We start from the raw sequence: 282 nt of genomic DNA on the forward strand, positions 1-282 counted from the left end.
GGATCTGGCTCTGGCGATACAATGGCAGGTGATCGGCATATTTGCTGACCAGCACATGGGCGAGGGTCGCCTCGGTCGGCAGGCCGCCGATGATCAGGTGGCTCGGCGCCGGTGCCTGGGTCACCCCGTCGGTGCAAGCCCGGCAGGCATATTTTGGGCGCACGGTGACGATCACGCGCAGTTGGGCGGGCACGATGTCCAGCCGGTCCGTGCGGTCCTCGCCAATCTTGTGCATGACGCCGCAGCCGCAGGGGCAGACCAGGCTGTCCGGTTCGATGACGA

Annotated in this window: 1 protein-coding gene; it reads right to left on the bottom strand. The window is 66.3% G+C overall.

Translation table 11 applies throughout. The features are described 5' to 3' along the window. Window positions 1-282, bottom strand: a 282-nt coding sequence (locus tag IB235_RS24890; protein ID WP_192339085.1) for an IS66 family transposase zinc-finger binding domain-containing protein, incomplete at both ends; no start/stop codon positions are given.

This window comes from Paracoccus sp. PAR01, assembly GCF_014851995.1.
In the GTDB taxonomy this organism is placed as follows: domain Bacteria; phylum Pseudomonadota; class Alphaproteobacteria; order Rhodobacterales; family Rhodobacteraceae; genus Paracoccus; species Paracoccus litorisediminis.